This window comes from Paenibacillus sp. FW507-14B1B (assembly GCF_058781425.1).
This window is the reverse complement of sequence record NZ_JBYSWS010000001.1, coordinates 1605674-1624222: the sequence shown is the minus strand read 5'-3', so window position 1 is coordinate 1624222 and position 18549 is coordinate 1605674. Positions and strand designations below refer to the sequence as shown.

The 18549-nt window shown below is 43.6% G+C and carries 13 protein-coding genes; 9 read left to right on the top strand and 4 right to left on the bottom strand.

Going from position 1 to position 18549, the window contains the following annotated elements; all coding sequences use genetic code 11:
• The first annotated feature begins 111 nt into the window (after positions 1-111).
• The 5 genes from AC3WJJ_RS07765 to AC3WJJ_RS07745 all read left to right on the top strand — a co-directional run bounded on the left by AC3WJJ_RS07765 (position 112) and on the right by AC3WJJ_RS07745 (position 8762).
• Positions 112-1422, top strand: coding sequence for an ABC transporter substrate-binding protein (locus tag AC3WJJ_RS07765; protein WP_492539369.1), 1311 nt, complete (start codon positions 112-114; stop codon positions 1420-1422).
• Between the two features lie 25 nt (positions 1423-1447).
• Complete coding sequence (locus AC3WJJ_RS07760; RefSeq protein WP_492539367.1) at positions 1448-2323, top strand: carbohydrate ABC transporter permease; 876 nt, start codon at positions 1448-1450, stop codon at positions 2321-2323.
• Positions 2320-3126: a carbohydrate ABC transporter permease gene (locus AC3WJJ_RS07755; protein WP_492539365.1), complete on the top strand. Its 807-nt coding sequence runs from the start codon at positions 2320-2322 to the stop codon at positions 3124-3126. Before AC3WJJ_RS07760 ends, AC3WJJ_RS07755 begins: the two co-directional genes overlap by 4 nt.
• A 19-nt stretch (positions 3127-3145) precedes the next feature.
• Entirely contained in the window at positions 3146-5197 is a 2052-nt protein-coding gene (locus AC3WJJ_RS07750) for a beta-galactosidase (protein ID WP_492539363.1), read from the top strand.
• Positions 5198-5333: 136 nt separating this feature from the next.
• A complete protein-coding gene (locus tag AC3WJJ_RS07745; RefSeq protein ID WP_492539361.1) occupies positions 5334-8762 on the top strand; it encodes a discoidin domain-containing protein in 3429 nt (1142 codons plus the stop codon).
• 79 nt (positions 8763-8841) lie between these two features.
• Here the strand turns inward: AC3WJJ_RS07745 and AC3WJJ_RS07740 are convergent, their stop codons facing one another.
• Positions 8842-11394, bottom strand: coding sequence for an NPCBM/NEW2 domain-containing protein (locus AC3WJJ_RS07740; protein ID WP_492539359.1), 2553 nt, complete (start codon positions 11392-11394; stop codon positions 8842-8844).
• Positions 11395-11729: 335 nt separating this feature from the next.
• On the opposite strand from AC3WJJ_RS07740, the gene AC3WJJ_RS07735 reads away from it, so the two are divergent.
• Positions 11730-12509: a DeoR/GlpR family DNA-binding transcription regulator gene (locus tag AC3WJJ_RS07735; RefSeq protein WP_492539357.1), complete on the top strand. Its 780-nt coding sequence runs from the start codon at positions 11730-11732 to the stop codon at positions 12507-12509.
• Positions 12510-12584: 75 nt separating this feature from the next.
• On the opposite strand, the gene AC3WJJ_RS07730 is transcribed toward AC3WJJ_RS07735, so the two are convergent.
• Positions 12585-13376, bottom strand: a complete 792-nt coding sequence (locus AC3WJJ_RS07730; protein WP_492539355.1) for an HAD family hydrolase — start codon at positions 13374-13376, stop codon at positions 12585-12587.
• Between the two features lie 278 nt (positions 13377-13654).
• On the opposite strand from AC3WJJ_RS07730, the gene sigK reads away from it, so the two are divergent.
• Positions 13655-14356, top strand: coding sequence for an RNA polymerase sporulation sigma factor SigK (sigK, locus tag AC3WJJ_RS07725; protein ID WP_422660270.1), 702 nt, complete (start codon positions 13655-13657; stop codon positions 14354-14356).
• A gap of 118 nt (positions 14357-14474) precedes the next feature.
• Here the strand turns inward: sigK and AC3WJJ_RS07720 are convergent, their stop codons facing one another.
• The gene (locus tag AC3WJJ_RS07720) at positions 14475-15314 is read right to left on the bottom strand and encodes a sugar phosphate isomerase/epimerase family protein (protein WP_492539353.1); all 840 of its coding nucleotides are present in this window, start codon (positions 15312-15314) and stop codon (positions 14475-14477) included.
• A gap of 171 nt (positions 15315-15485) precedes the next feature.
• Entirely contained in the window at positions 15486-16559 is a 1074-nt protein-coding gene (locus tag AC3WJJ_RS07715) for a M42 family metallopeptidase (RefSeq protein WP_422660272.1), read from the bottom strand.
• A gap of 520 nt (positions 16560-17079) precedes the next feature.
• On the opposite strand from AC3WJJ_RS07715, the gene spoVAC reads away from it, so the two are divergent.
• Complete coding sequence (gene spoVAC / locus AC3WJJ_RS07710; RefSeq protein ID WP_492539636.1) at positions 17080-17529, top strand: stage V sporulation protein AC; 450 nt, start codon at positions 17080-17082, stop codon at positions 17527-17529.
• Between the two features lie 2 nt (positions 17530-17531).
• Positions 17532-18545 carry a stage V sporulation protein AD gene (spoVAD, locus tag AC3WJJ_RS07705; RefSeq protein ID WP_492539351.1) on the top strand — a complete coding sequence of 338 codons (1014 nt, stop codon included), beginning with the start codon at positions 17532-17534 and terminating at the stop codon, positions 18543-18545.
• Positions 18546-18549 lie beyond the last annotated feature (4 nt).

The following is an 18549-nucleotide window of genomic DNA, read 5'->3' as shown; positions in this document are numbered from 1 at the left end:
ATTATTGCTACAGGAAAGAGAATAAAGCTTATACAGACCCAAGCCGATTTTCTTACAATAGTAGTGCAGTATAGAAAGCGTTTACGCAAATAGAAAAAGGGGTTGTATAGCATGAAAATGAAGTTTCTCTCCGTATTACTACTCGTTACAATGACAGCTTCGCTTTTGGCAGCCTGTGGGTCGTCAAGCTCGGATTCTAGTAAATCGGAAAGTGCGGAACAAGGGAATGGTTCGAAGAAAAAGGTAGTAGCATGGGCGTGGGACCCATCCTTTAATGGTGCCGCTCTGAAAATTGCTGAAGACTTATATAAGAAAGAGCATCCAGATTTCGAACTTGAAGTCATTGATATGGCAAAAGCAGACTTGGAGCAAAAGTTGAATACAAACTTGGCTGCTGGCGTGAAGGATGGACTTCCCGATATCATCCTGGTGAATGATCCGAACATCCAAAAATATGTGACAGCTTATCCAAATACATTTGCCGATTTTACGGACAAAGTTGATTTTACGCAGTTCTCTCCATATAAAGTGGATGCGCTCCGCATCGATAATAAAATTTACGGTGTTCCGTTCGATATCGGGGTGACGGGGATGTTCTACCGGTCGGATTACTTGGAACAGGCCGGTTACACGGAACAAGATCTAGAGAATATTACTTGGGATCAGTATATTGAGATCGGCAAAGTGGTGAAGGAGAAAACGGGCAAGTACATGGCCACGATTAATCCGAACGACGAAGCTCTAACATCCATTTTGCTGCAATCTGCAGGCTCTTGGTACATTACTCCTGAGAATAAAGGGAATTTCGTAGATAATCCGGCCATGTCCGAAACGCTTCGAATCTACAAAGCCATTGCAGATTCTGGTATTGCTAAACCGGTAACGGGGTGGAGCGAGTTCGTTGGTAGCTTTAACGCTGGAGATGTTGCGACTGTTGTATCCGGAGTATGGCAGGTATCTTCCATCATGGATGCTAAAGATCAAAGCGGAAAATGGAAGGTAGCACCGATTCCTAGACTTGAAGTAGATGGCGGAGTGAATGCATCTAATGAAGGTGGATCTAGCTGGTTCGTATTGGACGGCAGTGCAAATAAAGATCTAGCTATTGATTTCCTCGCGAAGACCATCGGCGGCAGCAGTGAGTTCTACGAGCGCTTCCTAAAAGAGAATGGCGGTGTGGGTTCATATATCCCTTCTTTCTCCAGTGAAGCCTACGCTCAGAAGTCGGAATTTTTCGGTGGACAAGCGATTTATCAGGATTTCACTAAATGGTCTACAGAAGTGCCGGGTATTACGCTTGGGATGTACACACAAGAAGCTAAAGATGCGTTGAAGAATGAGCTTCCAAACATTCTCCAAGGAGCAGACCTGACACAAAGCTTGGCTAACATTCAAAAATTGTTTGAACAACAGGTGCAATAAATAAAAAGTTAGCAGGTGGTAATCCATGGAACGAAAATGGAATAAATCATCGCTGATGGGGTGGCAGTTTATTGCCCTCCCATCAGCGCTTATCTTGATATTCAGCTTCTATCCGATGTTTCAATCATTGCTATTGTCCTTTCAATCAGGCAAAGGCACTGTCTATCACTATGTAGGCATCGACAACTATATCCGCTTATTCTCAGATCCTATGTTTAAGCAGGCCGTGCTCAATACACTGCTGTATCTCATCATACAAGTGCCGATCATGCTTATGCTTGGGCTAGTGATTGCTCATTTACTGAATAATCCGAAACTGCGTTTTAAAGGTTTTTATCGAACGGCTATTTTCCTTCCTTGCGTAACGTCGCTCGTATCTTATGCGGTGTTGTTTAAGAGTATTTTTGCCGTGGATGGCATTTTGAACAAGATGCTTTTATCCATGCATATGATTCAAGAGCCCGTGGCATGGCTCATCGATCCAGTCTGGGCCCGTGTAGTCATTATTGTAGCAATAACGTGGCGATGGACAGGATACAATATGATTTTTTATCTGTCGGCAATGCAAAATATTGACCCTAGTATTTACGAGGCTGCTTCCATTGATGGAGCATCTAAACCTCGTCAATTTTTCAGGATTACCATACCGATGTTAAAACCGATTCTTTTGTTTACAGCCATTATTTCCACGAATGGGACCTTGCAATTATTCGATGAAGTCGTGAACATTACAAACGGTGGGCCAGGTAATTCGACGATGACGATCTCGCAATACATTTATAACCTTTCTTTCGTATATACGCCGAACTTTGGTTATGCAGCAACCGTATCCTATGCAATCGTTATTATGGTTGCCGTTCTTGCCCTGGTACAGCTTAAAGTGGGAGGAGAGAAACAGTGAGAAAACTTACTACAGCTGTTGTTCATTTGTTTCTGCTCACGGCATCCTTAATCTCCTTATTTCCGTTTCTATGGATGATTATGGGGATGACGAACAGCTCCTCAGATATATTAAAAGGGAAGTTTGGCTTCGGTTCCATGTTTATGGTCAATGTTCAAAGATTGCTGGATATGACGAACCTAGGCTCAGCATTTATTAATTCTTCTGTCATCGCCATTGTAGGAACAGTTGGGACACTAATTCTGAGCTCTATGGCCGGATATGGCTTTGAAATTTATCAATCGAAGGGTAAGAGCCGGCTATTCGGACTACTTATGTTGTCTATGATGATGCCATTTGCAGCCGTAATGATTCCATTGTTCCGTATGTTTAGCGAGATGGGATTGCTAAACACACCGACAGCGGTAATCTTACCTTCCATTACGACAGCGTTTATGATCTTTTTTTTCCTGCAGAATACAAAGTCGTTTCCACGAGAGCTTCTGCAGGCCGGTCGTGTAGATGGATTAAGTGAATGGAAATTATTCACCCGGATATATATGCCTACGATGAAGCCAACTTTCGCCGCGGCAGCCATCATAACATTCATGAACTATTGGAATAGTTTCCTGTGGCCTTTGATCGCACTGCAGACACAAGACAAAAAAACGCTGCCGCTGGTCGTTTCTTCGTTAGCATCATCTTATAATCCGGATTATGGCATCATTATGGTAGCCATCGTCATTACGACATTGCCGTCTGTATTTATCTTTTTCTTGCTTCAAAAGCAATTTGTCCAAGGAATGTTAGGATCCGTGAAGTGATCAAGTCGAGGTGATTGGGATGGAATCAAGATTCAAGGATCGGTTGCTGCATGGTGCGGATTATAACCCGGAGCAGTGGTTGCATGATCCGAAAGTTTTAGAGCAGGATATTCAATTGATGGTACAGGCAGGCTGTAACGTGATGTCGGTTGGGATATTCTCATGGGCTGCTTTGGAGCCAGAAGAGGGGCACTATCAATGGGAATGGATGGATACCGTGATCAACAAGCTATATGAGCGTGGAATTTCCATCTTTTTAGCGACTCCATCCGGCGCTCGTCCAGCCTGGCTGGCACAGAAATATCCTGAAGTGCTGAGGGTAGGGGCAAACCGCCAACGGAACCTTTATGGTGCACGCCACAACCATTGCTATACATCGCCGGTATATAGGGAGAAGATTGAAAATCTGAACGGTCAGTTAGCTGTTCGTTATGCGAATCATCCTGCCGTAAAGCTCTGGCATATTTCCAATGAATACGGAGGAGAGTGTCACTGTGACTTATGCCAAGAGGCTTTCCGTGCATGGTTACAAAGAAAATATGAGACAATTGATCGTTTGAATGAGCAGTGGTGGACTACGTTCTGGAGTCATAAATACACGGATTGGATGCAAATCGAATCGCCTGCACCGCATGGGGAGAATGCTACACACGGCATGAATCTGGATTGGAAGCGATTTGTCACCGACCAGACTCTAAATTTTATGCAGCATGAGATTGCTGCAGTGAAGGTGAGTAACCCGGACATTCCGGTGTCGACGAACTTTATGTATTACTTCGATGGGCTGAACTATTTCAAGTTCAAGGACAGTGTAGATATTGTTTCTTGGGATAATTACCTGACATGGCATAAGAAAGACGATATCGATATTGCAGTGGATACAGCGATGTGGCACGACATGATGCGTTCGATTAAACGACAGCCATTTCTACTGATGGAAAGCTCTCCGAGCAGCACCAACTGGCAGAGTGTATCGAAGCTTAAGAAGCCGGGGATGCATATTCTATCTTCCATGCAGGCTGTTGCTCACGGATCCAACTCCGTACAGTATTTCCAGTGGCGCAAAAGCCGCGGCTCAAGTGAGAAGTTCCACGGTGCGGTCGTTTCTCATGACGGAAGTTCGAATACGCGAGTATTCCAGGAAGTGAGCGAGCTTGGAAGTCTTCTTGCACAGCTGTCAGGGGTGGCAGGCACAGAGATGCTTGCCGAGGTTGCAATTGTATATGACTGGGAGAATAAGTGGGTTATTGAGGATTCACAAGGACCACGAAACACGGGCATGGGCTACAAGGAAGAAGTACAAGCCCATTATCGCGCTTTATTGGAGCAAGGAATTACCGTTGATTTTGTGGATATGGAATGTGAAATCGATGGCTATAAACTGGTGATTGCCCCAATGTTGTACATGCAGCGAGCTGGCTTCGAGCAGAAACTTCGCCATTTTGTGGAGCAAGGTGGTACGTTTGTAACGACTTACTGGAGTGGCATTGTGAATGAGAACGACCTTGTTCATTTAGGTCATGCGCCGCATCAGTTAACGGAAGTTGTGGGCATCGTTAGTGAAGAAATCGATGGCTTGTATGATCACGAGCATAACGGTGGACGGGTTATTGGGCAGGGGGAAGGTCAGGCATTAGCAGGCGATTATTCCTGCTCGAAACTATGTGATCAAGTTCATCTGCAGGGCGCGGAAGTCTTGATGGTTTATACGGATGATTTTTATGTCGGAAACCCTGTAGTTACTCGTAACCACTATGGCTTAGGTCAAGCGTATCATATTGGGAGCCATTTTGAACCCAAGTTTTATGATGACTTGTATCATGACTTGGTGCAGGAGCTTGCTCTAGAGCGCGCTGTTGATGTGGGTATGCCTGAGGGAGTATATGTTACAGCACGTACAAGTGCTAATGAACAATATCTCTTTGTAATGAACTTTATGGCTGATACTAAGGCTATACCTGCTTTAGGAGCGGATTGGTCAGCGCTTACCCGAAGCATAGACCTGATAGGGGAGTGGATGATAGCGCCATTCGAGGTTGTAGTAATTAAGAGAATTCTATCTAATTATTAAGTGTTAAATCGAAAAAAGACAGCCTCCTTATTGCGTAGGGAGCTGTCTTTTTTTGACCGGAATTTAAAGGAATGCATGTCAATATACTAATTCTATGATGAGGATTAAGAATAATAACAAGGAGGTTGATAATTGAATGGTTAACAGATTTTCATTTCGGATGGGGTTGATATTTGCTGTATTTGTACTATATTTTTCAGTTTTAAATATGCCGTCTAATGTGGATACGGCATCAGCTTCAGGTTCAGATCGATCTAAAGAGAATTTTAATCTCGGTTGGCGATTTTATAAAGGAAACGTAACTGGAGCTGAGACAGTAGATTTCGATGACACTGCATGGAAATCGGTTGTGCTGCCACATACATTTGAATATACGGATTATATGGCGAACTATTGGTATCGCGGAGTAGGGTGGTATCGTAAAGCATTTACTCTTGAAGAAGTGGATCGGGGTAAAAGAATTAACATTTACTTTGAAGGGTCTAAGACCTCAACTGAAGTTTGGGTGAATGGGGTTAAATTGGATAAGCATGTAGGTGGCTTCAATCCATTTAACTATGATATTACGGAGCACGTTAAATTCGGTGGAAGAAATGTTATTGCGTTGAAGGTTGATAACAGTTACCAAGAACAAGTTGCTCCAGAGAAACCAGACGGTTCTTATGTAGGATTTAATATGTTTGGTGGAATCTATCGAGATGTCTACTTGATTAAATCCAATAAACTATATATTCCTGAAGCCATCCATTCATGGAATAACAACTGGAAGGAAGGCGGAGGTGTATTTGCCTATAGCTCGAATGTAAGCTCTGCATCGGCAGATGTTCATGTGAAAACCTGGGTACACAATTCCAATGAGAGTCCTGTGAAAAGCACGATCATATCTGAAATTGTAGATGAGAATGGTAAGGTGGTTGGTACTTCCGAGAGCACTCATATTATTAATGCTAATCAAGTGCAGGAGTTCTCTCAAACTATGAAAGTGTTGAGTCCCAATCGTTGGTCCATTCAGCAACCGTATCTTTATAACGTTAAGACGACGGTGAAAAACGGCGATGCCATCGTAGATGACTATATTACAACGTTCGGAATTCGAAAGACGGAATGGACGAAGTCTCAGGGCTTCTTTCTTAATGATGAACATGTAAAAATATTCGGCGTTAATCATCATCAGGATTATCCTTTCATTGGTGATGCCGTACCTAACAATCAGCATGTCTTGGATGTAGCACGCATTAAGGAGGCAGGTGCAAATTTTGTACGGGATGCACATTATTTGTACGATGATGCCTTTATGGATGCTGCTGACAAGTTAGGCGTAATGCAATGGGTAGAAATACCGGGTTGGGGTAATATTAATCCTTCTTCATTCGGAGAGGCATGGAAACAGAGCAATAAAGATGCATTATATGCGGCGATACGTACAGCCAGGAATCACCCGAGTGTTGTCATTTGGGGGGCAGGTATTAATGAAATGCAGCAGATGGTTGAGCTGGAGACAGAATTAAACAATATTGCCAAGGCTGAGGATCCTTCCCGCGCCACTTCCATGGGGAGAAACTATAATACATCCAATAACATCTTTGATGTGTATGGACGGAATGTGTATACAGAGGCCCAGTGGAACCAGGCTGGATTACAAAATGCCTCACCTGACCCTAATGCTAAGGGGTTGTTAATCACAGAACATACGGGTCATACCTACGAAACATGGCGAGATGCGGATGAGGAAAGACTCATAGGGCAAGCGCTTGCTGCTCAAAAAATGACGGAGCTGGCACGTGCAGAGGACTATGTTCATGGTAGTTTAATATGGGAAATGCATGATCACCATCACCAAGTATCCATTGTGAGGCCTCACGGTTTAACCGATGCGGGTAGGATACCAAAGTTCGCTTATTACTGGCATCAAAGTCAATCTGCTCAGGATAATTATGATGGATCTGTGAACCCGATGGTATTCATCGCTAATTACTGGAGACCTATCTCCCCGACAAAAGTGACAGTGTTCAGTAATGCCGATCAGGTTCGTCTTTCGAAATGGGACGGTAAGGCGTGGAAGGAATTTCAAACGAATAATCCGATGCCGATCAATGTAGCGCATCCTCATTTTGAATTTGAACTTGGTGTCCATGATACGACAAAGATTAAAGCAGAAGGCTTAATTGACGGTAAGGTCGTGGCAACCCATATCGTGGAGGAACCCGGAGTGCCAGCGTCTGTTGAATTGAAAGCAGATACGTTAACGATCGATGGAAATGGGAGCGATATGGCTATCATCGAGTTCTATATTAAGGACCAGAAAGGTACAGTGGTTCCATATTCAACGAATAAAGCGAATTTTGAGATTGAGGGTCCGGGTCTTCTAATCGGAGGACCTACGGTAGCAGCTCTGAATGGTGCGAATATGATTCTTGTTAAATCAACAGGTGCACCAGGTACAATTACGGTAAAGGCAACCTCATCAGGTCTGCAGCCAGGTACACTTCAGTTAGAAGCAAGAGATGTGGGATTGAATCTAGAGCAGCCAGAACCGGAACCCACAAATCTGGCAACCCATAAACCAGTTACGTTTAGCAGTGAGCAGGTAGGAACAATTAATAACCCTGCAACAAACGCCAATGATGGAAATCCCGCGACACGTTGGGCTGCGAGCAGCGGTACTTTACCGCAGTGGTGGCAAGTAGATCTTGGTGAAGTAATGAACATTAATCGGGCCAATATTATGTTTAACCAGCAAAATGCACGAAGCTATGAGTATAAAATCGATGTATCTACAGACAACACAAATTTCACAACTGTTGTCGCGAGTACAACTTCAAATACATTAGGAGATTCAGAGCAGTTATTTAAGACGGTGAAGGCTAGATATGTACGAATTACGATTAGTTCTGTATCACCGTCTAATTTTTGGGCTTCCATTCTTGAAGCGGGTGTATTTTATGATGAAGAATCTGCTCCCGAAATCCCTGCTTCGACGTTAAGTGAGGTGGAAAGCCCGGTTCATACGGGTCAGAGTTTTACAGTGAATTATGGATTAAAAGCTGTGGAAAATGTGTATGCGCAGGATATTACCCTATTCTACGACGCTTCCATCATGGAGTACGTATCAGCAAGTTCTATGATTCCCGGTGTATCGATTATCGATATTAACACTAGCACTTCTGGGCAGATCCGATTGATTGCTGCAAGTGAAGGTCCGGATCGTGATGTAACAGGTAAAGTGGAGGTTATTGAGCTGACGTTTAGAGCAAAGGCTAGTGATTCGCCAGTTTCAGGGACGATCGAGACCACAACCGTCACATTAGGCAAGGCAGATGGTGAAGAGATTACAGCAAGAACACAACTGGTTACGGTTCAGGTAGCCCCAAGTGTAATAGAAAATTCTCTAGATATTAATAAGGACGGAAAAGTAAGCATCGGTGACCTTGCAATTGTAGCTGCCAACTATGGTAAGACGAGCGAAAGTCAAGATTGGAATCAAGTGAAGCACGTAGATATTACAGGAGATGGACGAATTGATGTGGCAGACTTAGCGATGATCGCTCATAAAATCATAGAATAATGGAAGACGAAATACCACCAAAGATCACTATGATCCTTGGTGGTATTTTCATTTTTACATCCAGTATAGATTGAATATTTTATTTAAGAATCTGACGAGCAATTTCAGCAAGATCCATAATGTCGATCTTACCGTCTTTATTGATATCGGCATGTTTAATTTGTGCCCAATCGGAATCATTAGACGTCTTACCGTACTTCGCAGCGACGATCGCTAAGTCGCCAATACTTACAATACCATCTCCATTGATATCGCCAGAGATGCCTGGTTCAGGAGTTTCAAGATTAATCTCGATGGAAGTACCTGATACATTCGTTTCAATACCTTGATCATCGGCAACGATGGCCTCCGTTACAGCGATGCTTCCTTTTTCCGGTCCGGAGACATGTTTTGCCTTGAAGGTTAATTCGAGTACTTTCATATCGCCCGTAACCATGGGATCGGCACCTTGACTGGCTACAATCAATCGAACTTTGCCATCTTTCTGCACAGTCTCAAGGATGCTAATGCCGTCCACAACGGATGCTGCTGAAAGGAATTCGAAACGGTCCACATCATAGGAAAGCGAGATATCCTGTGCATAGCTCGACAGGACTAACCCTTTAAATCCAAAGTCCACAGTGAAGGTTTGATCTGAATTTATTGAAGAGGGACCTGACAATGTAGTCTGAGGCGTCACAACTGCTTTTTCCTCAATCAGCTTAGCATCAGCCCAGATCGCCCGATCGAACCAGTTATTATCTCCGCCGTTTAGAATAACAAGCTTAAGTTCTTTAACACCTTCAACGTTCACGTTTACTTCTTGAGTTTTTTTGTCGGTCGATTTCATGAGTCCACTGTCAAATTGCTTCTTCCCATCGGTCCAAACTTCAAAAGAAATGGTACCGACACCTGGGGGATCTCCTCTGAAATCATCATTTCCGACAATCGCTTTGAAGGTTTTGTACTGACCATCAATATCATAGATGATGACGGAGTTGGAATTGGCCCAAAGCCCCTTTTTATACACGGTACCATTCAGCATAAGATCATAGCCTTCATGTCCTTTATCCCGCTTGACAGACTGCCATCCACTAGTCGCGCTTACCCAAGGCAGATCACTAAGATAATAAGTCAGCGGTTCACCATAAACATCAATGGAGATATACTGACTCCAATCATTAGCATATTGTAGTTGAAGTTTGATCTTTCCTTCAGGAAGAGCGAGGAGATAACTATTTTTGATCGTCAACTGTTTTCCGTTTATGACGAAATCACGCCCGTTCACTAGTGCTTGATCTCCATTCTTAATGGCGATAAAGTTGTTGTCGTTGTCTACCATATTGACTTGAATATCAGACTGAGTATTTTTATTATATTGGAATGAATCCGTTTCAATGGATGAGTTAGCCTTTACTTTCAGCATCACAATGCCATGTGCTGGAACTGTAACGGAGTAGGAATTTTCAAATACTCCCTTGTCCTTATGCTCCCACAGATCGCGTACAGAAACAGACCCGTTTAATCCAACGTCTGTCCAATTGACCTTCATTTGAACGGCTGAATTTCCGCGGTTGAATAATGCGACTGCCTTGCTTGAGGGGTCTTTGAGCTGTTTCACCCAAACCTCTTGGCTACCATTTTTCACGGCTCGAGTTGCTTGAACCCCTAATGGATCTTGATTCACAGCGATGACTTCTTTATTAGTTAGAATCGATTTAGTCTGATCAGACATGGTTCTCAGATCATTACCAGCAATTAATGGAGAGGCCATGATTGCCCACATACTGAAGTGGGATTTATCTTCTTCATAGGTCATGCCATTACCTACTTGCAGCATGTCCATATGATTGAAATGGCCAGGACCTGCATATTTAGCAAGATTAGCATTCAGATCAATGATGTGGGTGATGGAGTTGAAGTTTGGAGCGATGTCTCCAGAAACTCTCCATTGTGATGCGATGTTGGTTACCCACTCTCCCGGAAAGGCCCAGTTACATACCTCATAGATGACTTCTTTGGAGAGTGTGCTCAAGACTTGTTTAATATTTGTATACTCTGTTTGAGGATCGAGTTTTTGCTTCTGACCTCCACACCAGTCTACCTTCACAAAGTCATATCCCCATGTATTTACAAAGGTTTCGAAGTCCGTTTGCCGATATCCGTAACTTCCGCCTCCCTCAGGAAAGTTGGGATCATTGTCATAAATCGACGCGCATCTAACGGTTCCGGCATCGGTATATATCCCCGCCTTTAGGCCTTTTGAGTGAATATAATCTGCCAATGCCTTCATGCCGCTTGGAAACTTAGCATTAGGAAGTAGTACACCCTTCGAATCTCGACCTCCAACGTAACCATCATCGAGGTTCACATAGCTATAACCCGCATCAGCCATTCCGCTGCTCACCATTGCGTCTGCCTGTTCTCTGATAAGCTGCTCATTAATATTAATTCGAAACGCATTCCAGCTAGACCAGCCCATGATTGGTGTACGGCCAGGGCCTGATTCGACTAGCGCAGTTGGCTCAGGAGATTGTAGAGGTTTTTCTAGCGTTTCTCCGTAAGCGGTCTGGGATTGGAAACCTGTTAATTGAACCAGTAGGAAAATGGCTGCCAATAATCCGAAACGAGGCTTAGGTAAAATACTTTTCATTATTAAATTCTCCCCTTCTATAATGTTGTTTTCCAGAGGTCTAATTAACTAGTTATTTCTTAATTTAGAGCCCCTTTAGATGCTTTAGATTGAATGGTGAGATCACCTCCGCTTCTATGTATTCGTTCCTCGAAGTTTCTCTGGCTAACAGTTCACTTACATAGAGGAAGTTCTATTATTAGATTATTGTTTTAATTCTTTGAAAAGGGATTCTAATATTCTGCTGTCTTCTATGAAAATTCTCATGAGTTCATGTGGAGCTTACTTGAAACTTTATAGTAACTAGATATACTTAACTGTATCGAGTTTATATGAAGAAGACAGGTGGAATAAGGATGTCTCTATTAGCTAAAGAACGACAGGATCTGATACTCCAACACTTAATTCAAAATGGTAAGGTCAAAGTCATTCCACTTGCCGATGAACTGGGTGTTACGACAGAGACGATTCGACGTGATTTAGATACCCTAGAATCCGAGGGCCATTTGCGCAGGGTATATGGTGGTGCTATTCGTTCCGCCTATGAGAATGGAGAGCCCCCTTTTGAACAAAGGGAAACGATTAATGTTGAGGGTAAGCAGAGAATCGGTGAAATTGCGGCTGGGCTTATTCAAGACGGTGATACGATCGCATTAGACGTGGGTACAACGATGATCGAAATGGTGAAGTCGTTACGGGGGAAAAAGAACATTACTATACTAACGAATTCATTGGCTGTTGGAGTGCATTTATCGGAAGCATTACGTTGTGGGAGATTCACGGGAAAAGTTATATTTCTAGGCGGTGAACTGAATCCTGAACAAAGCTCCATCACAGGTCCTCTGTGTGAAAATATGCTACAACAATTCCATCTGGACAAAGCCTTTCTATCGGTAGGGGGCATTTCGTTAAAGACAGGGATTACAGATTATGACGTGAATGAATCCCATATTTCAAAAATGTTTGCAAAGGCTGCAAGTGAAACGATTGTACTAGCTGATTATTCAAAAATAGGGGTCCAAGCTTTTGCCAAAATATTGCCACTTCAAGAAGTCGATATGATTGTATCAGATGTTAGTTGCCCAGAAGATTGGGCTGGTGAACTAAGGAAGATAGGTCTTAGTTGGAGCAATTAATCTCTAGTAACATTACAAAAAAACAGCCGTTTCTTCATCTTTGGATGAGGTAACGGCTGTTTTGTATGTAATCATTTACAATGATTGGATAAGAGAATAAAGTTCGCTTAACGATTCCACTTCGTGTGTTGGAAAGATGTGATCGGGACTTGAGCCATTAGAGCGGTTGATCCAGATACTTGAAATCCCCGAACGATTTGCCCCAAGTATATCTGTGTATAAATTATCTCCAACCATTACAACTTCATTTCGTCTTAGTGCCAGCAGGTCAATGGCATGCTGGAAAATAGATTCGGAGGGTTTACCTATACCAAAATCTCCGGAAATGACGATATGTTCAAAAAAGGAGGCGAGACCTGAAACACTATCGACTTTTTCCTGTTGAAGATCAGGCGTCCCGTTCGTCAGAAGAAGTAGACGGTACTGTGAATGAAGAGACGTGAGTGTCTCCATCATATCTTCATAAATGTAGGCTCGCTCTCTTCGTTCTTCAAGGTATCGTTCGGCCAGAAATGCGGCTAAGTGGGAATCATTGTGACCAGAGCTTTGTAATGCTGCATTCCATACGTTAAATCGGAATTTCGGAGCTTGCTTGTGTATCATCTCAAACTGCGACTTATCTTCAACGTCGAACCGAGCCCACAGTGTTTCCAGTGCTGTAATTTCAAGCGAATGAGCAAAATCAAAGAAAGGAGAGGCCTTAAATTGTAGTTCAGCTTGATGGATAACGTCATCTTTGAGCTTACGGGCAGAGATTGTTGCGACTTTATTCGATGCAATAAGACAAGTTGCTGCCAAAGCTTCATCGTTCGATTTCTCGTCCCAGTAAAGTGTGTTGTCCAAATCAAAAATGATGGCTTGTATCATAGGATATGTTGTGCCTTTCCTTTTTTTATTTGGCATATGTTGTTGTTTATTCTTTATTATTAATAATATTTTCTTTGTTGTCAATGAAATAGTCTCTTGATTATTGCGATTTTGCTAATCGTTGTCTTACCAAATGCAGCAATGAGTTCGGAGTAACAAATGACGGTAGTTTCTGGCGTACATGCACTTCTGGGCCATTGCCTACATACAATGAATAGACCAGAGCCGAGCGCGATAAAAAGGCCGGTTGCATTGAATTATTGCAGGAGGTGTCCCCAGTGCCTGGACTGTTTACCGCAATTGCTTTGTTCATTAAAGAGCTCAGTTTGCTTGTGTCGTATGTAAAAAATAACGCTTTTCCTCAACCCCTGACGGAAGAGGAGGAGTCGAAGCATCTACAGCTTATGGCTGAAGGTGACTCGAATTCACGCAATAAGCTGATTGAGCATAACCTTCGACTGGTAGCTCACATCGTCAAGAAGTTTGATAACACTGGTGAGGATTTAGAGGACTTGATATCGATCGGTACGATCGGACTTATTAAGGCGATCGAGAGCTTTCGGCCAAACAAAGGTACAAAGCTTGCCACATTCGCCGCTCGTTGTATCGAGAATGAGATACTTATGCATTTGCGTTCCCTTAAGAAGACACGTAAAGACGTATCACTTCATGATCCGATCGGGACTGATAAAGAGGGAAATGAAATTACACTTATCGATATCCTTGGCTCAGAGGCTGATGATATTGTGGATGCTGTGCAGTTAAAAATAGAGAAGAGTAAAATTTATAGAAACCTCGACATATTGGATGAACGTGAAAAGGAAGTTGTGATTGGCCGCTTCGGCCTTGAGGCTGGTGGCGAAGAACGAACACAGCGTGAAATTGCCAAGGAACTAGGCATCTCGCGCAGTTATGTGTCACGGATTGAGAAGCGGGCACTAATGAAGCTATATCATGAGTTTTATAAGGCGAAGCGGTAGTAAGTTCGGATCTTTTAAGTGCATCATAAAAAAACGCCTGGAGCAGCTCTTTTTACAAGTAGCCGCTCTAGGCGTTTTTTGCTCGGAATGTCATGTGCGGCATTAAGCCACATTGTCCCTACAGCAACCCTGCTGCTGCAAATACCTTGTCAAAGCCTTTTCGTGAACGAGCAACAAGGTTTTCCGGTGAATCTTCTGGTGTAGCTGGGGTTAAGATTTCCTGTGCAACGGGGCCTCGATATCCAATATCATGTAATCCATTCAAGAAACCAGCAAGATCAATAACACCTTCTCCAGGGTACACCCGGTCATTGTCGAGAACCTGTTCCACAGGAATATCTTTAGCGTCATTGATATGTACATGAACAATCTGTTCCGGCTTCAGACGTAATATATCGGAGACATTTAGTTCACATGTGTACCAGTGGTATGAGTCAAATAATAGTCCTACATTCGGTTCATGGATTGCATCGATCCAGTCCAGCGTTTCATCAAGTGTCCATATAAAAGGATTTTTCCATAGTGTACGCAGATGATGTGGTCCAACAAACTCTAGTCCGAGCTTGATACCATAAGCACCGAGAATATCGGCACATATCCGAAGTCTTTTGGTGGCAATGGTCATAAAGTGTGCAGCTGAATGGTCAGTTGAAGGGAGAATATAGGTGCAACAGCTCGTACAGCCCAAGCTAGAAGCGGCCGCTGCAGCTGCAGGTAGGTCTGCAATCCCTTTCAGGAATTGCTCTTCGCTTGCTCTCCATTCAACCGGAAGATTGATAGTACCAATAGAAAGTCCTAGTTCACCAAGACGATATACAGCCTTTTCGGCACCAAGCTCATTGATCAGATCTTTCGCTTCCAGATCTACACTTTGGAATTGGTAACGGGATGCCAGTTCCATAAATTGCTCATTACTTTCGATTATGCCAAGCCCAGCTCGTGTTAATCCTTGCAGCATCGTAAATGCCTCCGTTCGAGAATTGTAGTGATGTGGATCGTCAGTAAGATTCTCACTAAGTATAAGATGAAAACGAGTGAATGAACACCAGTTCCATCATAAAAAAAGAAACGAAGCCCTTCCTAAAGGCCTCGCTTCTTTGTTAGAACATATATCCATGTGAACAAATAATTAAGCTCGCTCTAGGATCGTATTTAGGGTCGTGCGGTCCATTCCCTTAACAAGCTTAATCAACAACTCTTTAGCAGCCTCATAGTCATCCGTGTGGATGATGGAAGATGAGGTGTGAATATATCTAGAGCAGATCCCTATGATCGTTGAAGGAACACCGATACCACTCAGATGGACCTGACCAGCATCCGTTCCACCAGGAGAAACAAAGTACTGGTATTTGATCTTGTTAGTTTCCGCTGTGTCCTGTACATATTCGACTAAACCGCGGTGAGTCAGCATTGTTGGATCAAAGATGCGCAGCAGCGCGCCTTGTCCGAGTTGTCCGAATTGACTCTTGTCACCCATCATATCGTTCGCCGCACTCGCGTCTAGTCCGAAGAAAATGTCGGGTTGGATCAGATTAGCAGCTGTGCGTGCTCCACGTAATCCGAGCTCTTCTTGAACTGTAGCCCCAGCAAATACGGTATTGGGCAGTTTCTCTCCATGAAGGGCTTTAACAAGCTCAATGGCGAGACCTACACCATATCGATTGTCCCAAGCTTTGGCCATGATTTTCTTAGGATTGGCAAGGGGCGTAAATTCACAAATAGGTACAATCTGTTGTCCTGGACGAATACCAAAAGATTCAGCCTCTGTCTTGTTATCTGCACCGATATCCAAATACATCGTTTTGAGGTCAACAGGCTTGCTCCGAGTTGCTTCATCTAGAAGATGTGTAGGAATGGAGCCAACCACGCCGATAATAGGGCCTTGATCTGTAATAATCTGCAGACGCTGTGCAAGAACAGCTTGACTCCACCAACCGCCTAAAGGCTGAAAACGAATCATGCCTGCCTCGGTTATCCCAGTTACCATGAAGCCGACTTCATCCATATGTCCAGCCACCATTACACGTGGTCCTTCATCGTTGCCGCGAAGAACAGCAAAGATGCTTCCAAGGCGATCTTGTAGGAATTCATCGGTATATGGGGAGAGGGCATCCTTAACCCAAGAACGAAGTTCGCGTTCAAAGCCCGGAGCCGCCGGGAATTCAGTTAATGTACGTAACAAATCCATGGTTGTTTGATTCATATTGTGTACGCTCCTTTTTTGAAGGTATGTATAAGATTCAACCTCTAGTATGCTCTTCTACTCCTAAAAAGTCCATGTAATTCACAGATGGATCAGGGATATAGGCACTGATCCAATTGAAGTAGAATATACTGTATTGATCATGTTTTCGCGTGGCCTAGGGAGGGAACGAAAGAATGAGAGAGCTAACTCCAGATCCATACAGCGGACACGGCATGAACAGAGAGTGGATGCTGGTGATCTTGCTGTTTATTTTGTTGGTAATCTTGTTATTGTATGTGCTGAGTTGAATACTTTAGGAAGAAACAGCTTTAGGCCATGGTGTGCTTGAGGCTGTTTTTAATATCCGTATTTTAGAAATCTTATATGGATGATTTTCCAATCATAAAGGAAGTCAATTGAAACCATAATGATAAAGAGTGAAATATCCAGAATCCCCTAAGATGTACCTAACCATCATTTACTTAGCCGGAGGTGTACGAAATTGTCTGACTCGAAACAGCAATCGAAACTGAATTCCATGAGCCCAGAGGAATATAAAACGATCGCCAAGAAGCACGAACCACCGGGCAGCTTGCTAAAAAACTGCTTGAAAGCTTTTTTGGTTGGAGGACTAATTTGTGTGATCGGACAAGGTATTCAGCAGTTCTTTATGAGCGTAGGGCATATGGACGCAAAAGAAGCTGGGAACCCAACAGTAGCAGTGCTTATTATACTCTCTGTCATTCTGACAAGCATGGGCGTGTACGATAAAATCGCTCAGTGGGCAGGGGCAGGTACGGCTGTTCCGGTAACGGGATTTGCTAACTCGATGTGTTCCGCTGCACTAGAGCATAGGGCAGAAGGACTTGTACTCGGAGTAGGGGCTAGCATGTTTAAACTTGCGGGTTCAGTTATTGTATTTGGTACCGTAGCTGCATTTATCATAGGTATTATCTATGCTCTTTTTGGTTTAGGGGGAGGCGGCTGAAAATGAAGGTAACCGGACAAACATGGAAGTTTGAGAATAAGCCTGTCATCTTAGGAGCGAGCTCCATTGTAGGTCCCGAAGAAGGAGAAGGTCCACTCGCTCAAGATTTTGATTATATTTACGATAATATTGAGATTAACGAAAAGACATGGGAAAAAGGTGAACGGCGACTGCTTGAAGATGCAGCTCGAACAGCTCTTGAAAACTCAGGTATAACGGAAGATCAATTACAGTTTTATGTGGGCGGCGATCTGATGAACCAGATCATCAGCAGTTCTTTTGCGGCTAGAAAAATGGGCGTGCCATATATCGGTGTATTCGGGGCTTGTTCCACCTCGATGGAAAGCTTAGCGATCGCTTCTTTAATGGTAGATTCGGGAGCAGCACAGTATGCCATGGCAGGTACGGCAAGTCACAACTGCACGGTGGAGAAACAGTTCCGCTATCCGACAGAATATGGTTCGCAGAAGCCACCTTATGCACAGTATACGATTACGGGTGCCGGTTGTTCTGTTGTATCCAATCAAGGCGTAGGACCTCATGTAACTTATGCAACTATAGGTAAAGTGATGGATCTCGGTATTAAAGATCCTTTCAATATGGGTACAGCGATGGCGCCTGCAGCCGCAGATACGATTGCTGCACATTTTCGTGATGCGGGGCGCTCTCCTGGTTATTATGATTTAGTGGTAACTGGGGATTTGGCCGCGGTTGGACTTCCCATCGCGAAAGAGCTATTGCAAAAAGAAGGGGTCCCAATGGACCAAACGAAGTTTATGGATTGTGGCTTGATGATATTTGATCGAGATAAACAGAAATACGTATTGTCTGGAGGAAGTGGCTGCGGCTGCTCGGCTGTCGTTACCTATGGTCATATTCTCAAACAGATGCGCCGCGGTGAGCTGAACAAGGTACTAGTTGTAGCAACAGGGGCGTTATTGTCTCCACTTTCCTATCAACAGGGTGAAAGCATACCTTGTGTAGCGCATGCCGTAGCATTAGAGATGGGAGGCTGAAAAA

What these genes read in the sequence shown, in the direction of transcription:
- spoVAD (WP_492539351.1), top strand. Translation starts at nt 17,532, where the DNA reads ATGAAGGTAACCGGACAAACATGGAAGTTTGAGAATAAGCCTGTCATC.
- AC3WJJ_RS07760 (WP_492539367.1), top strand. Translation starts at nt 1,448, where the DNA reads ATGGAACGAAAATGGAATAAATCATCGCTGATGGGGTGGCAGTTTATT.
- AC3WJJ_RS07720 (WP_492539353.1), bottom strand. Translation starts at nt 15,314, where the DNA reads ATGCTGCAAGGATTAACACGAGCTGGGCTTGGCATAATCGAAAGTAAT.
- spoVAC (WP_492539636.1), top strand. Translation starts at nt 17,080, where the DNA reads ATGAGCCCAGAGGAATATAAAACGATCGCCAAGAAGCACGAACCACCG.
- AC3WJJ_RS07750 (WP_492539363.1), top strand. Translation starts at nt 3,146, where the DNA reads ATGGAATCAAGATTCAAGGATCGGTTGCTGCATGGTGCGGATTATAAC.
- AC3WJJ_RS07715 (WP_422660272.1), bottom strand. Translation starts at nt 16,559, where the DNA reads ATGAATCAAACAACCATGGATTTGTTACGTACATTAACTGAATTCCCG.
- AC3WJJ_RS07765 (WP_492539369.1), top strand. Translation starts at nt 112, where the DNA reads ATGAAAATGAAGTTTCTCTCCGTATTACTACTCGTTACAATGACAGCT.
- AC3WJJ_RS07735 (WP_492539357.1), top strand. Translation starts at nt 11,730, where the DNA reads ATGTCTCTATTAGCTAAAGAACGACAGGATCTGATACTCCAACACTTA.
- AC3WJJ_RS07740 (WP_492539359.1), bottom strand. Translation starts at nt 11,394, where the DNA reads ATGAAAAGTATTTTACCTAAGCCTCGTTTCGGATTATTGGCAGCCATT.
- AC3WJJ_RS07745 (WP_492539361.1), top strand. Translation starts at nt 5,334, where the DNA reads ATGGTTAACAGATTTTCATTTCGGATGGGGTTGATATTTGCTGTATTT.
- AC3WJJ_RS07730 (WP_492539355.1), bottom strand. Translation starts at nt 13,376, where the DNA reads ATGATACAAGCCATCATTTTTGATTTGGACAACACACTTTACTGGGAC.